The organism is Micromonospora sp. WMMC241 (genome assembly GCF_027460165.1).
In the GTDB taxonomy this organism is placed as follows: Bacteria; Actinomycetota; Actinomycetes; order Mycobacteriales; family Micromonosporaceae; genus Micromonospora; species Micromonospora humi.
Genome location: NZ_JAPZBF010000001.1, coordinates 5,173,977 through 5,187,228 on the forward strand (window position 1 = coordinate 5,173,977; position 13,252 = coordinate 5,187,228).

The 13,252-nt window shown below is 75.5% G+C and carries 13 protein-coding genes; 7 read left to right on the forward strand and 6 right to left on the reverse strand.

The features are described from left to right. Positions 1-19 precede the first annotated feature (19 nt). Positions 20-1,594: a dienelactone hydrolase family protein gene (locus tag O7598_RS23330; protein ID WP_269693419.1), complete on the reverse strand. Its 1,575-nt coding sequence runs from the start codon at positions 1,592-1,594 to the stop codon at positions 20-22. 35 nt (positions 1,595-1,629) lie between these two features. Next, on the reverse strand, positions 1,630-1,962 hold the full coding sequence (locus O7598_RS23335; protein ID WP_269693420.1) for a hypothetical protein: 333 nt from the start codon (positions 1,960-1,962) through the stop codon (positions 1,630-1,632). A gap of 79 nt (positions 1,963-2,041) precedes the next feature. Here O7598_RS23335 and O7598_RS23340 point away from each other — a divergent pair, with 79 nt between their 5' ends. Beyond that, positions 2,042-2,800, forward strand: coding sequence for a hypothetical protein (locus O7598_RS23340; protein WP_269693421.1), 759 nt, complete (start codon positions 2,042-2,044; stop codon positions 2,798-2,800). A gap of 63 nt (positions 2,801-2,863) precedes the next feature. Here the strand turns inward: O7598_RS23340 and O7598_RS23345 are convergent, their stop codons facing one another. Next, positions 2,864-3,760 carry a ribokinase gene (locus O7598_RS23345; protein WP_269693422.1) on the reverse strand — a complete coding sequence of 299 codons (897 nt, stop codon included), beginning with the start codon at positions 3,758-3,760 and terminating at the stop codon, positions 2,864-2,866. Between the two features lie 7 nt (positions 3,761-3,767). Continuing rightward, positions 3,768-4,607, reverse strand: a complete 840-nt coding sequence (locus O7598_RS23350; protein WP_269693423.1) for an ABC transporter ATP-binding protein — start codon at positions 4,605-4,607, stop codon at positions 3,768-3,770. 131 nt (positions 4,608-4,738) lie between these two features. On the opposite strand from O7598_RS23350, the gene O7598_RS23355 reads away from it, so the two are divergent. Together O7598_RS23355 and O7598_RS23360 are read left to right on the forward strand one after the other, a co-directional pair. Continuing rightward, a complete protein-coding gene (locus O7598_RS23355) occupies positions 4,739-5,743 on the forward strand; it encodes an ATP-binding cassette domain-containing protein (protein WP_269693424.1) in 1,005 nt (334 codons plus the stop codon). After that, positions 5,740-6,750, forward strand: a complete 1,011-nt coding sequence (locus tag O7598_RS23360; protein WP_269693425.1) for an ABC transporter permease subunit — start codon at positions 5,740-5,742, stop codon at positions 6,748-6,750. Before O7598_RS23355 ends, O7598_RS23360 begins: the two co-directional genes overlap by 4 nt. 105 nt (positions 6,751-6,855) lie before the next feature. On the opposite strand, the gene O7598_RS23365 is transcribed toward O7598_RS23360, so the two are convergent. Beyond that, complete coding sequence (locus O7598_RS23365; RefSeq protein WP_269693426.1) at positions 6,856-8,061, reverse strand: ROK family transcriptional regulator; 1,206 nt, start codon at positions 8,059-8,061, stop codon at positions 6,856-6,858. A 124-nt stretch (positions 8,062-8,185) separates the two neighbouring features. Between O7598_RS23365 and O7598_RS23370 the strand changes: the two genes are divergently transcribed. Next, positions 8,186-9,640, forward strand: a complete 1,455-nt coding sequence (locus O7598_RS23370; protein ID WP_269693427.1) for a glycoside hydrolase family 3 N-terminal domain-containing protein — start codon at positions 8,186-8,188, stop codon at positions 9,638-9,640. An 88-nt stretch (positions 9,641-9,728) separates the two neighbouring features. After that, entirely contained in the window at positions 9,729-10,403 is a 675-nt protein-coding gene (locus O7598_RS23375) for a TetR/AcrR family transcriptional regulator (protein WP_091063731.1), read from the forward strand. Between the two features lie 172 nt (positions 10,404-10,575). On the opposite strand, the gene O7598_RS23380 is transcribed toward O7598_RS23375, so the two are convergent. After that, complete coding sequence (locus O7598_RS23380) at positions 10,576-11,238, reverse strand: GNAT family N-acetyltransferase (RefSeq protein ID WP_269693428.1); 663 nt, start codon at positions 11,236-11,238, stop codon at positions 10,576-10,578. Positions 11,239-11,344: 106 nt separating this feature from the next. Here O7598_RS23380 and O7598_RS23385 point away from each other — a divergent pair, with 106 nt between their 5' ends. Together O7598_RS23385 and O7598_RS23390 are read left to right on the forward strand one after the other, a co-directional pair. After that, positions 11,345-12,040, forward strand: coding sequence for a response regulator transcription factor (locus tag O7598_RS23385; RefSeq protein ID WP_269693429.1), 696 nt, complete (start codon positions 11,345-11,347; stop codon positions 12,038-12,040). Beyond that, positions 12,033-13,055 (forward strand): sensor histidine kinase, encoded by a 1,023-nt coding sequence (locus O7598_RS23390; protein WP_269693430.1) that lies wholly within the window; start codon positions 12,033-12,035, stop codon positions 13,053-13,055. The genes O7598_RS23385 and O7598_RS23390 overlap by 8 nt, the downstream gene beginning before the upstream one ends. The last annotated feature ends 197 nt before the right edge of the window (positions 13,056-13,252 follow it).

Here is a 13,252-nt window from a genome sequence, read left to right on the forward strand (position 1 = left end):
GCGGCCGGCCCGCCCCGGCTCAGGCCAGCGGCAGCGTGGTGGCGACCGGCCAGGCGAGCAGCACCGCGCCGACCGCCGCCGGCAGCCACCGGGGCGCGCCCCGCCGGCGCAGCACCCCGGCCCAGGCCGCCTGCCAGGCCACCAACGCCGCGAACAGCGGCACCACCAGCAGCACGAACCCGGGCGCCAGGCCGGTCACCGCCGCGCCGGCCAGGACCGCCACGGCGATCCCGCCGACCGTCGCGTACCGGCCGCCCCGGCCCTCGGCGACCAGTTCGGCGCCGAGCAGGAAGACCAGGCAGCAGAGCGCCACCACTGGCAGCAGCCACCAGCGGGCACCGACCGGCGCGGCCGAGGTGAACCCGAGGTGCAGCGGCAGCGCGACGGCGAGCGCCGCGTACCCGAGGAGCACCACCGCCACCACGGCGGCGCGCGCCGGCCGGACGGTGTCCCCCGCCGGTGGTCGACCCGGCCGGAACAACAGGTGCGCGGCGGCCAGCAGCACGCCGGTGAGCAGCAGGAACACGGCGACGTGCCCGCCGACCGCGAGCGGCAGCCGGGCGGTCGGCAGTGGGGCGGCGAGCGCCGCGCCGGCCCCGGCCGCCGGCACCGCCACCGCGAGCCACCGCCCCGGCCAGGAGCGTGGGCCGCCGGCCGCGTCCCCGGGATCACCGGCCGGCACCGGTTCGCCGGCAGCATTCGCAGCCTTGCCGGCCGCCGCCCGGGGCGTGGTGGCCAGCAACGGTGCCGACCGGCGGCGGAGCAGCAACCCGGCCAGCGGTACGAAGCCGAGCGCCAGGCCGAGCAGGAGCAGTGCGGCGGCGGCCGGGCGGGTCAGCGGCTCGGGCGCCGGACCGCCGGGACGGCCCGGGAGCGCGGCGACCACCGCCGCGTGGGTACGCGGCGCGAAGAGCACCGAGATGTGCTCGGTCCCCGGCGCCACCACCCGCTCCCGCGTCCCCGGCGGCGCGCCGCGCGTCGCCTCCTCGGCGGCCCGCCGGAAGTCCGGGAACTCCAGCCCGCCCACCACAAGCGTGAGGTTCCCCGCCCAGCCGGCCGGCACGTCGCCCGCGTCGGGCAGCGAGATCGCCACGGTCCGGGCGATCTCCGGGTGGGCGACCGCGTAGCGGGTGACCGCGCCGGCGCCCATCGAGTGCCCGACCAGGACGATCCGGTCCGGGTCGACGTCGGGCCGGCTCCGCAGCCAGGCCAGCGCGACGTCCAGGTCGTGCGCGAGGACCGAGCGGGCCCGCTCGTCGTCCCGACCGGCCCCGGGCAGCCGGGACGGGTTGGCGCCGTGCCCGGCGAAGTCGAGCAGCACCGCTACTGCGCCGTGCCGGGCCACCGAGTCGGCGAGCGGTCGCATCAGCCGGGCGGAACCGGCGAAACCGTGCGCGATCACCACGCCGGGCCGCCGCTCACCGCCCGCTCCGGCCTGGCGCACCTCGGTGAGCGGCACGCCGGCGACGGTCGCCCGCCGGGTGCTCAGGCCGGCGTCCGCGCGGACCAGCAGCAGGACGCCGGCCACGACGGCGAGCAGGGCGACCACACCGAACGCGAGGGCTCGCCGGGTGGCCGGGCCGGGGGCGGGCATGCCGGCACCCTACGCGGTGCCACGCGCCGCGTGGCTCAGCTGGGCGGAGCCGGACATTCGAGGACGGCGACCGAGTTGCCGGGGAACAGCCCCAGGTGCGGATGCCCGGAGAAGATCCTCACCGCCTCGTCGTGCGAGTCCGCCTCCACGATGGTGTAGCCGGTCATCGCGTCGGTGAAGTCCTCAACCCCCTGCGCGGTGACCAGTTTCTTCGCGTTCAACGGAGCACCGGGGTCGACGAGCGCTTTCTCGTTGGCCTGCGCCCACGCTGCCCAGGCGTCGATGAACTCGGTCTGTTGTTGGTCGGAGAGTTCGACCTTGTCGACCTCGTCGGCCGCACCGTTGAAGAGCGCAAGGAATCTACCCATCCCCGCATGGTAGTGGCGCCACCGTCACCGCCCGGCCGCCGCCGAGCGTCGCTGGACCGCACGACGCACACTGGTGGGCATGGCGATCCCACTTCCCCGGCCCGGCGCCGTCGTCGGCCTCACCCGTTCCGCCCTGGACCAGGCGTTCGGTTCGGCCACCGCGCTCGCCGCCGTGCCCGCCCGTGCCTTCGCCGTGCTCGACGAGGTGGAGGCGCTGGTCCGGCGGATCAACGGGGTGGTCGACCGGATCGAGGGCACGCTCGACCGCACCGACCGGGTGCTCACCGACGCGGAGACGGCGGTGCGCGAGGTGGCCGTGATCAGCGCCGCCGCCACCACCGCGATCGACACCGCGACCGAGGTGGCCGCCGCGGCCGCGGTGGTGGTCGGCGAGGCGGAGCGGGTCTCCGCCGCCGCGGCCACGGTGGTCGGCGAGGCGGACCGGGTGGCCCGGGCGGCGGCCGGCGTGGTCGCCGAGGCGGACACGGTGGCGGCCCGGGCCGCCGGCACGGTGGCCACCGCCGAGGCGGCGGCCGGCACCGCGACCGAGCTGCTGGCCGCGTACGAGGCGACGCTGCGCCGGGCCGCGCCGATGGCGGCCCGCTTCGTCGAGCAGCTCAGCCCGGAGGAGGTGACCGCGGCGATCCGGCTCGTCGACGAGTTGCCGAAGTTGAAGGAGCACCTCACCTCGGACGTGCTGCCGATCCTGGCCACGCTGGACCGGGTCGGGCCGGACCTGCACGACCTGCTGGACGTCACCCGCGACCTCAAGCTCGCGGTGGCCGGCATCCCCGGCCTCGCCATGCTGCGCCGCCGCGGCGAGCGCGCCGAGAGTTAAGGAGGGGCCCCTTCTTAACGCATCCGGTAGAGGCGGGGCCCCCTGTTAACAGCGAGGACCGGCTCAACCCCGGGCGAAGAGCGCGTCGATCTCGGTGCGGTGCGGCAGCGCCACCGAGGCGCCCAGCCTGCGGACGCAGGCCGCCCCGGCCGCCGAGGCCCAGCGCACCGCCTCGGCCAGGTCCCGCCCCTCACCCCAGGCCACGGCGAGCGCGGCGGTGAAGGCGTCCCCGGCCGCGGTGGAGTCGACCACGTCCACCGGCACGGCGGGCACGTGCATCGGCGCCCGGTCCCGGTCGACGTACCAGGCGCCGTCGCCGCCGAGCGTCAGCACCGCGCGGGGCACCAGGTCGAGCAGCGCCGCCGGCTCGTCCCGGCCGCGGCCGGTCAGCGCCTGCGCCTCCGGCTCGTTGACCACGAGCAGGTCGGTCGCGGCCAGCAGCTCGGCCGGCAGCGACCGCGCCGGTGCCGCGTTGAGCACCACCCGGGTGCCCGCCGACCGGGCCGCCAGCGCCGCCTCGGTCACCGTCTCGACCGGCACCTCCAGCTGCGCGACCAGCACGTCCGCCTCGCGTACGGCGGCCAGCTCGTCCTCGGTCGGCGCGACGAACGCCTCGTTCGCGCCGGGGGTGACCAGGATCGCGTTCTCCCCCGCGCCACCGACCATGATCAGGGCGACGCCCGACGGGCCGTACGCCACCCGAAGGTGGCCGGTGTCCACACCGGCGGCGGTGATCCGGGCCCGGAGGGTGACGCCGAACGCGTCCGACCCGATCGCGCCGAGGAAGACGCAGGACGCGCCGGCGCGGACCGCGGCGACCGCCTGGTTGGCGCCCTTGCCGCCGGGGAGCATGACGAAGTCGGTGCCGAGCACCGTCTCACCCGGCCTCGGCAGCGCGGCGGCGGTCCCGACCAGGTCCATGTTGGCGCTGCCGACGACGGCGACGCGGGTCTGCGGCATGACAGGCTCAGGCGGCGCGGGCGGTCCAACGGTCGCCGGCGCGGGAGACGAGCAGCGGCAGGCCGAAGGTCTTGGACAGGTTGTCGGCGGTGAGCACGTCGGCGAGCAGGCCCTGCGCCACCACCCCGCCCTCGCGCAGCAGCAACGCGTGGGTGAAGCCGGGCGGGATCTCCTCCACGTGGTGGGTGACCAGCACCATGGCCGGCGCGTCCGGGTCGTACGCCAGCTCGGCGAGCCGGGCGACCAGGTCCTCCCGACCGCCCAGGTCGAGCCCGGCGGCGGGCTCGTCGAGCAGCAGCAGCTCCGGGTCGGTCATCAGGGCGCGCGCGATCTGCACCCGCTTGCGCTCGCCCTCGGAGAGCGTGCCGTACGCGCGGTCGGCCAGGTGGCCGACGCCGAGCTGGCCGAGCAGCGCGGTGGCGCGTGCCTCGTCGGTGCGGTCGTAGCTCTCCCGCCAGCGGCCCACCACCGACCAGGCGGCGGTCACCACCACGTCGGTGACGCGTTCCTCGGCGGGGATCCGCTCGGCGAGGGTGGCGGTGGAGAGGCCGATCCGGGTACGCAGCTCGTTGACGTCGGTGCGGCCGATGCGCTCGCCGAGCACGTGGGCGACGCCGTGGCTCGGGTGCAGCCGGCCGGCGGCCAGGTTGAGCACTGTGGTCTTGCCGGCGCCGTTCGGGCCGAGCAGCACCCACCGTTCGTCCAGCTCGACCCGCCAGTCGACGTCGTGCACCAGCGAGGTGCCGGAGCGCTTGACGCCGACCCCGTCGAGGCTGACCACCAGATCCGCGTCCACGGTCGAGGGGGCGGGGGCGCCGACGGCGCCGGGGATCAGGTCACCAGTCACCGCCCCATCCAACCACGCACCGGCCCGTCGCCCCCCACGGGCGGCGTCGCGGCCATAGGGTGGGGCGCCGTGTCGTTGGTCACCGCTTCGGAAGGACGACAGATGCCCGACCGCTGCCGGGAGGCGGGCGGATGAGCGCGGTCATCGAGATCGCCGGTCTCCGCAAGACGTTCCACACCCTGCGTCAGGGGCGCCGCGTCGCCGTCGACGACTTCCACATGCTGGTCGAGGCGGGTCAGGTGCACGGCTTCCTCGGCCCGAACGGCTCGGGCAAGACGACCACGCTGCGGGCGCTGCTCGGGCTGGTCCGGCCGGATTCCGGCTGGATGCACGTGCTGGGCGCCCGGTCTCCGGAGCGGTTGCCCGACGTGGCCGGGCGGGTCGGCGCGATCGTGGAGAGCCCGCAGTTCTTCGGCAACTTCACCGCGCACCGGACGCTGCGGCTGTTGGCGCTGGCCGGCGGCGTGCCCACCAGTCGGGTGGACGAGGTGTTGGAGCAGGTCGGCCTGCGGGACCGGGGCGACGAGCGGGTGAAGGGTTACTCGCTGGGCATGAAGCAGCGCCTGGCGGTCGCCTCGGCGCTGCTCAAGCGCCCGGAGTTGCTGATCCTCGACGAGCCGGCGAACGGGCTCGACCCGGCCGGCATCCGGGAGATGCGCGACCTGACCCGGTCGCTCGCCGCCTCCGGGGTGACGGTGCTGCTCTCCAGCCACATCCTCGCCGAGATCCAGCTGATCTGCGACCACGTGACGATCGTCAGCCGCGGCCGGCGGGTCGCGTACGGGCCGGTGGACGAGGTGCTGGCCGGCTTCGACCAGCACCAGTGGCAGGTGCGGGTGGCCGAGCCGGAGCGGGCCGAGCAGTTGCTGGGCCGCGCCGGCCTGTCGGTGACCGCGCACCCCGACCACCTGGTGGTGACCGGTGTGGAGGATCCCGAGGTGGTCAGCCGCACGCTGGGCGAGCAGGGGCTGTGGGTGCGTGAGCTGGTGCCGCTCCGACCCGACCTGGAGAGCGTCTTCCTGGAGCTGACCGGCGACCGGGAGCCGGTGGCGGTGCCGCGCCAGGTGGACGGCGCGCCGACGCACGACGGAGTGATCGATCTGGACGTCCGGGACGGCCGGGAGGTGGACGCGTGAACCTGGTCCGTGCCGAGCTGGAGCGGCTGGCCGCCCGGCGCTTCGTGCAGCTCATGGTGGTGTTGCTGGCGGTCGCCTTCGCGGTGACGGTGGTGACCACGCTCGGTGGGTCGCACCGGCCGACCGCGATCGAGCTGAGCCGGGCCCAGGCGCAGGCCGCGCAGGAGGTCCAGCGGCTGGAGCTGGCGCACGACCGCTGCGTGCAGATCAAGGCGGGGACGGTCACCCCGGTCGAGAACGACTACGTGCCGCGGGACTGCGCGCAGATCGACCCGGCCCGGTCGGAGCAGTTGCCGACCGCGTCCGACTACCTCAGCGGTGTCTTCGTCTTCGCCAAGGAGGCCCAGCCGCTGCTCTATTTCCTGATCGCGTTCCTGGCGCTGTTCGGGTTCCTGGTGGGCGCCTCCTACATCGGGGCGGACCTGAACTCGGGCGGGGTGGTCAACCTGCTGCTGTGGCGGCCGCGCCGGCCGACCGTGTTCGCCGCGAAGCTCGGCACGCTGCTCGGCGGCGTGCTCGCGCTCTCCGTGCTGGCGTCGGTGGCTTATCTGGGCGCGTTCTGGTTGATCGGCCAGGCGTCCGGGCTGACCGGGCGGATGGGCGGCGAGTTCTGGGCGTCGCTCGGCGCGACCTGGGTACGCGGTCTGCTGCTCGTGCTGTTCGCCGCGGCGCTCGGGTTCGCCGTGGCCACACTGGGCCGGCACACCTCCGCGGCGCTGGGCACGGTGGCCGCCTACCTGGTGGTGTGGGAGCTGGGCGCGCGGCTGGTGTTCCAGATCCTCCAGGTCGCCCGGCCGGACCGGTTCATGCTCTCCAGCTATCTGGGTGCGTGGCTCGCCGGTGAGGTGCGGTTCTGGGACGGCAGCGCCTGCAGCACGGGGATCTCCGGGTTCTGCGACGGTTCCTACACGCTCGGCTGGCCGTCGGGGCTGGTGGTCCTGGTCGCGCTGACCGGCGCGCTGGTGGCGGCCGCGTTCGCGGTGTTCCGGCGGCGGGACCTGATCTGAGCGTGCCGGCGCGGCCCGTGCGAGCGGGCCGCGCCGGCAACTCCTTGCAGACCCGCCCGACAGGGTGAAGAATTCCTTCACATGGCGGCAGGGTGGGTCGGACGCTCAGCCGACCGTCGAGCCGAACACCTCGTCGCGGACCGCGTCGAGCGCGGTGCGCAGCGCGCCGCGCAGGATCGGCTCCTCGGTCAGCCCGGTGCTCACCACCCGCGGCCGGACCAGCGTGATCGCGGCGACCTCCTGCTGCACCCGCTCGGCCAACTCGGCCCCACCCGCCCGGCCGACCGCGCCGGCGAGCACCACCAGCGGCGGGTCGAGCACCACGCAGGTGCTCGCCACACCGAGGGCCAGCCGCCGGGCCAACTCGTCCAGCACCGGGCCGCCGGCGTCGCCGGCCGCGATGGCCGCGCCGACCGCCTCGGCCGCCCGGGCCGCGGCGACCCCCTGCTCGGCCGCGTCCGGCGTGGCGAAGCCGTGCTCGGCCGCCACCGCGCGGACCGCGTCGGCGCCGGCGAGCTGCTGGAACGCCGGCTTGGCGCGCCGGGACACGTCGCGCGGGATGGGCACCCCGGGCACCGGCAGGTAGCCGATCTCACCGGCCGCGCCGCTGCTGCCGTGGTGCAGCCGGCCGCCCAGCACGATGGCCAGGCCGACGCCCGCGTCCACCCAGACCAGCACGAAGTCGGCGGTGTCGCGGGCCGCACCCGACTGCGCCTCCGCCACCGCGGCCAGGTTCACGTCGTTCTCGAAGACGACCGGGGTGTCCAGGTCCTCGCGGAGCGCGGCGAGCAGTCCGCTGTGCCAGCGCGGCAGGTTGAACGCGAACGTGATGTCGCCGGTCTGCGGGTCGACCAGGCCGGGCGTGCCCAGCACGACGCGCCGGACGGCGGACAGCTCCGCCCCGGCGCTGCTGGCCGCCCGCACCACCGCGTTGTGCACCACGCCCACCGGGTCGTCGGTGTCCCGGGTGGACTGTTCGACCCGGCCGACCACCGCGCCGGTGATGTCGGCGCAGGCGGCCACCACCCGCTCCGCGCCGACGTCCACGCCGACCACGTACGCGCTGCTCGGGCGCACCGCGTAGAGCTGGGCGTTCGGGCCCCGCCCGCCGGCCTGCTCGCCGACCCGGGCGACCAGGCCGCGTTCCTCCAGCCGCTCGACGAGCTGGGAGGCGGTCACCTTGGACAGCCCGGTCAGCTCGCCGATGCGGGCCCGGGTCAGCGGCCCGCGCTCGAGCAGCAGCTCCAGCGCCGCGCGGTCGTTGAGCGCCCGAAGGAGTCGGGGGGTGCCGGGCAGCCGGGTCGCACTCATGCCAAGGTCCTCGATTTTTCAGTAAGGTTTCTAACCATAAAACGCCTGCCGAAGGGTGGCCGTTAGCGTATCGGCCACCCCGTTCCGAGAGAGGTCGGACGATCCGGCAGGGAAAGGGGCACAAGTGGGGTTGGATCCAGGACTCCGTCGGCTCGCGCTGGGCACGTTGCTGGCCGCGTACGCCGGCCCGGTCCCGCCGGACTGGGCGGTCGACCTGCTCGCCGACGGCCTCGCCGGGCACACCCTGTTCGGCACCAACGTGCACGACCCGGCCCAGCTGGCGGCGTCCACCGCGGCGCTGCGCGCCGGTCGCCCGGACGTGATCCTGGCGATCGACGAGGAGGGCGGTGACGTCACCCGGCTGGCCCACGCCACCGGCAGCCCGTACCCGGGCAACGCCGCGCTCGGCGCGGTCGACGACCCGGACCTCACCCGCGCGGTGTACGCGGCGATCGGCGCCGAACTGGCCGCCGTCGGCATCACCCTCGACCTGGCGCCCACCGTCGACGTGAACACCGCCGACGAGAACCCGGTGATCGGCACCCGCTCGTTCGGCGCGGACCCGAAGCGGGTGGCCGTCCACTCGGCCGCCGCAGTCGCCGGTCTCCAGTCGGCCGGCGTGGCCGCCTGCGCCAAGCACTTCCCCGGGCACGGCGCCACGGTCGCCGACTCGCATCACGAGCTGCCCACTGTCGACGTGCCGCCGGCCGTGCTGCGGGAGCGGGACCTGCCGCCGTTCGCCGCGGTGATCGACGCCGGGGTACGCGCGGTGATGACCGCGCACATCCGGGTGCCGGCGCTGACCGGGGACGGACCGGCGACGTTCAGCCGGGCCGTCCTGCACGACCTGCTGCGCGTCGAGTACGGCTTCACCGGCACGGTGATCACCGACGCGCTGGAGATGAAGGGCGCCGCGCTGGCCGCCGGCGGGGTGGGCCCGGCCGCGGTACGCGCGCTGGCCGCCGGCGCCGACCTGCTCTGCATCGGCGCCCAGGTCGACGCCGACCTGGTGGAGCTGGTCGCCGCGGAGATCGTCGGCGCGCTCGGCGACGGCCGGCTGGCGCGCGCCCGGGTGGAGGAGGCCGCCGGCCGGACCGCCGCGCTCGCCGGCTGGAGCGGGCCGGCCGACGCCCCGGCCCCGGCCGCCGACGACCTCGGCTACGCGGCCGCGCTGCGGGCGGTGCACGTCGAGGGCGACCTTCCCGGCCCGGCTCCCGCGCTGGTGGTGCAGGTGCACGCCGCCTCCACCGTCGCCGAGGGGCGGGTGCCGTGGGGGCTGGGCCCGCACCTGGCCGCCGGGGTCGAACAGGCCCGCGCGGTGGCCGGCGAGACCGACCCGGCCGCGCTGCGCCGGCTCGCCGGCCAGCGACCGGTGGTGCTGGTCGGACGGCACCTGCACCGGCTGCCCGGCGCGCGGGAGCTGGTCGAGGCGCTGGCCGCCACGCACCCGGTGACCGTGGTCGAGATGGGCTGGCCGGGTGACTGGCGGCCGGCCGGGGCGCGCGCCTTCGTCGCCACCTACGGCGCCAGCCACGCCAACGGTCGCGCGGCGGCGCGGGTGCTCGGCCTGACCGACTGACCGGCCCGCGCCCACCGGCCCGCCGTCACCCGGCGGCGGGCCGGCGCGGTCCGCGATCGCGTCCGGGAGCCGGGATACGGTGACCCCGATGACCGAGCAGAGCACGCCGACCGCCCGGGGTGAGCAGACCCGCCGGCTGATCCTGGACACCGCCATGCGGCTGTTCCGGGAACGGGGGTACGCGCGCACCACCATGCGGGCCGTCGCCGAGGAGGCCGGCGTCTCGGTGGGCAACGCCTACTACTACTTCGGTTCGAAGGAACACCTGATCCAGGAGTTCTACGCGGACACCCAGCGCGAGCACCGTGCCGCCGCCGCGCCGGTGCTCGCCCGGGAACGGGACTTCGCGGCGCGGCTGGCCGGGGTGCTGCACGCGGGCGTGGACGTGCTGAGTCCCTACCACTCGTTCGCCGGGACGTTCTTCAAGACGGCGGCCGAGCCGACCTCGCCGCTGAGCCCGTTCTCGGCCGAGTCGTCGCCGGCCCGGGAGGCGTCGGTGTCGCTGTTCCGCGAGGTGCTCGCCGGCTCGACCGCGAAGCTCGACGACGAGCTGCGGGAGGCGCTGCCGGAACTGCTCTGGCTGGGCTACCTGGGCGTGGTTCTCTACTGGGTGCACGACCGCTCCCCTGGGCAGGCCCGGACCCGGCAGTTGGTGGACGGCGTGGTGCCGCTGGTCGACCGGCTCGTGGGGCTGTCCCGGCTGCGGGTGCTGCGCCCGGCCACCCGGCAGGCACTCACCCTGATCCACACGTTGCGTCACTGACCGACCGATCGATCGTGGCGGCAATTCCGCAGGTCAAGTCCGCAACCAGACAAGACCTGCATCTTGCCCAGCGCAGCTGCGTTCACCTAGCGTTACGGCATCGGGACCTGGGGGGAGAGGCCGCGGACCGTGGATCCGGCCCGGGATCCACGGTCCGCGCCCACGCCGGCGGTCAGTGCGGGAAGACGCCGAACGAGGTCCAGCCCCGGTCCGGGAACCCCGCTGCCTCGGCGACCCGGGCGGAGGCGTGGTTGCCCGGGCCGTGGATGTAGGTCGGGATCGCCCCCTCGGCGAGCACCCGCCGGGCCGCCTGCGCCACCAACCGCCGGGCCAGGCCGCGCCCCCGGGCCGTCGGGGACGTGCCCACCGCCAGCTCGTGGCCGTAGGCGTCGTGCCGCTTGATCCCCACCCCGGCCAGGTACGCGCCGTCGGCGTCCCGGACCACCAGCACCTCGCGGAACAGGCCCAGCCAGGGCGGGGCGCCGGGCATCTCCGGCGGCAGCCACTCCCCCACGTCGGGCAGCGGCGCCGGGTCGGTGCACCAGCGGAAGACCCCGCGGTTCGTGGTGAGTTCCGGCGCGCCGACCGTCGTCGGCAGCGCCGGCAGCCATTCCTCGATCGGCCGCCCCCGGACCAGGGCCCGCACCGCTTCGACCCGCTGCGGCGGCACCGAGAGCACCGTGCTGTCGCGCACCGAGACCGCGACGGCCGGGCGTGGCCGCCCGTCCCAGGCCGGGCGGGCGCGGCGCCAGGACCGGACCACGTGCAGCCCGGGACCGGCCGGCCACTGCCCCAACCAGGTCGCCAGGTGCAGGAAGAGCCGCCGGTCGAGCACATGATCATGGTACGCCCCGCAGGCCCGCACCGACCGTAAGAACCTGGCAATGGATCACGTGTTTCCCCGTGGCTACGCTGACCTCTCGCTACGCGGGAGGTGCGGGGTGGCGCAGCGGGTGCTGGTGGTGGACGACGACCGGACGGTCGCCGACGTGGTCTGCCGCTACCTGGAGCACGCCGGCTACGAGGTCGAGCACGTCGGTGACGGGGCGGCCGCGTTGGACACCGTGTCCCGCCGGCCGCCGCACCTGGTGGTGCTGGACCTGATGCTGCCCGTGCTCGACGGGCTGGAGGTGTGCCGGCGGCTGCGGGAGCGGCCGGACGGCGTACCCATCGTCATGCTCACCGCGCGCGGCGACGAGGCCGACCGGATCCTCGGCCTGCAACTGGGCGCGGACGACTACCTGAGCAAGCCGTTCTCCCCGCGCGAGCTGGTGCTGCGGGTCCGCTCGGTGCTGCGGAGGGCCGGCGGCGAGCCGGCCGCCGCGCCGCCGGTGCGCCTCGCCGACGACGGTCTGGAGGTGGAGACCGGCCCCCGGGTGGCCCGCCTGCGCGGCCGGGAGCTGACCCTGACGCTGCGCGAGTTCGACCTGCTGGCGCACCTGATGCGGCATCCGGCGCGGGCGTTCCGCCGGGCCGAGCTGCTGGAACGGGTGTGGGGGTGGAGCTTCGGCGACCAGTCGACGGTGACGGTGCACGTGCGTCGGCTGCGGGAGAAGATCGAGGACGACCCGGCCCGACCCCGCCGCATCGTCACCGTGTGGGGCGTCGGCTACCGCTACGAGCCGGCCGATGCGTGATCTCGCGCTGATCTTCGGCGTGGCGCTGGCCGCCGCGCTCGCGGTCGGGCTGGCCGGCGCGGTCGCGCTGCGCCTGCTGCGCGGCCGGTCGATCACCGTGCACATCTCGGTGCTGCTGGCGATGACCGTGGCCGCGGTGGCCGCCGGGGTGGCGGGGGTCGCGCAGGCGATGTTCCTCTCCCCGCACGACCTCCAGGTGGTGCTGATCACGGTCTCCGCCGCCGCCGTGGTGAGCCTGGCGGTGGGCTGGCTGTTCGGCCGCCGGCTGGCCGCCGCCGCGGTCTGGGCCGACCAGGCGCGGGCCCGGGAGCGGCGGATCGAGAAGGGCCGCCGGGACCTGGTCGCCTGGGTCTCGCACGACCTGCGTACGCCGCTGGCCGGGCTGCGGGCGATGGCCGAGGCGCTGGAGGACGGCGTGGTCGACGACCCGGCGACGGTGGCCGAGTACCACCGCCGGATCCGGGTGGAGACCGACCGGATGACCCGGCTGGTCGACGACCTGTTCGAGCTGTCCCGCATCAACGCCGGCGCGCTGCGACTGTCGCTGTCCACGGTGGCGCTCGGCGACGTGGTCTCCGACGCGCTGGCCGGCGCCGCGCCGCTGGCCGCCGCCCGCCGGATCCGGCTGGTCGCGGCCGAGGCGGGCTGGCCGGCGGTGACCGCCAGCGAGCGGGAGCTGTCCCGGGTGGTGGGCAACCTGCTGTTGAACGCGATCCGCTACACCCCGGCAGACGGCACGGTGTCGGTGGACGCCGGGCAGGACGTCGACACCGCCTGGCTGGCCGTCGCGGACACCTGCGGCGGCATCCCGGAGGACGACCTGCCCCGGGTCTTCGACGTGGCGTTCCGCGGCGAACCGGCCCGGACCCCGGCGGCGGCCGAACCGGGCGGCTCCGGTGGGCTGGGGCTGGCCATCGTGCGTGGGCTGGTTGAGGCACACGGCGGACGGGTAGAGGTCCAGAACGTCAGCGACGGATGCCGATTCGTGGTCCGCCTGCCGGCCGCCGGAATCTGACGCGTCCAGGGAACCTGACGCATAGATCCTGCGTCATATTCATTTCCATACATGGACAAGTTTCTCTGGGACGGTAGTGGTCATGCCTCAGAACCCGAATGACCGATTCCAGCAGGACGCCGAGCGGAGCTGGCGGGCGGCCGACTCCGGCGGGCGCTTCCCTGCCCAGCCGGAGTACCGCGAGGCCCGCCACCGGG

Excerpts from the sequence above, each read along its gene's own strand:
- O7598_RS23330 (WP_269693419.1), bottom strand. The coding sequence starts at position 1,594 with ATGCCCGCCCCCGGCCCGGCCACCCGGCGAGCCCTCGCGTTCGGTGTG.
- O7598_RS23335 (WP_269693420.1), bottom strand. The coding sequence starts at position 1,962 with ATGGGTAGATTCCTTGCGCTCTTCAACGGTGCGGCCGACGAGGTCGAC.
- O7598_RS23340 (WP_269693421.1), top strand. The coding sequence starts at position 2,042 with ATGGCGATCCCACTTCCCCGGCCCGGCGCCGTCGTCGGCCTCACCCGT.
- O7598_RS23345 (WP_269693422.1), bottom strand. The coding sequence starts at position 3,760 with ATGCCGCAGACCCGCGTCGCCGTCGTCGGCAGCGCCAACATGGACCTG.
- O7598_RS23355 (WP_269693424.1), top strand. The coding sequence starts at position 4,739 with ATGAGCGCGGTCATCGAGATCGCCGGTCTCCGCAAGACGTTCCACACC.
- O7598_RS23365 (WP_269693426.1), bottom strand. The coding sequence starts at position 8,061 with ATGAGTGCGACCCGGCTGCCCGGCACCCCCCGACTCCTTCGGGCGCTC.
- O7598_RS23375 (WP_091063731.1), top strand. The coding sequence starts at position 9,729 with ATGACCGAGCAGAGCACGCCGACCGCCCGGGGTGAGCAGACCCGCCGG.
- O7598_RS23390 (WP_269693430.1), top strand. The coding sequence starts at position 12,033 with ATGCGTGATCTCGCGCTGATCTTCGGCGTGGCGCTGGCCGCCGCGCTC.